The 233-nt window shown below is 56.7% G+C and carries 1 rRNA gene; it reads left to right on the top strand.

Features of this window, described 5'->3' with window-relative positions:
* Positions 1-233, top strand: a 23S ribosomal RNA gene (locus tag RJP21_RS31155); the annotation flags it as partial.

Genomic DNA, 233 nt, shown 5'->3' with positions numbered 1-233 from the left:
GGGTGATGGCGTGCCTTTTGTAGAATGAACCGGCGAGTTACGTTCCCGTGCAAGGTTAAGGTGAGAAGCCGTAGCCGCAGCGAAAGCGAGTCTGAATAGGGCGAATAAGTACGTGGGCGTAGACCCGAAACCGTGTGATCTACCCCTGTCCAGGGTGAAGGTGCGGTAACACGCACTGGAGGCCCGAACCCACGAATGTTGAAAAATTCGGGGATGAGGTGGGGGTAGCGGAG

The organism is Paenibacillus sp. VCA1 (assembly GCF_031583795.1).
GTDB lineage: Bacteria > Bacillota > Bacilli > Paenibacillales > Paenibacillaceae > Paenibacillus_AQ > Paenibacillus_AQ albilobatus.
Note: the sequence above shows the minus strand (reverse complement) of the source record. Positions and strands in the feature narration are given on the sequence as shown.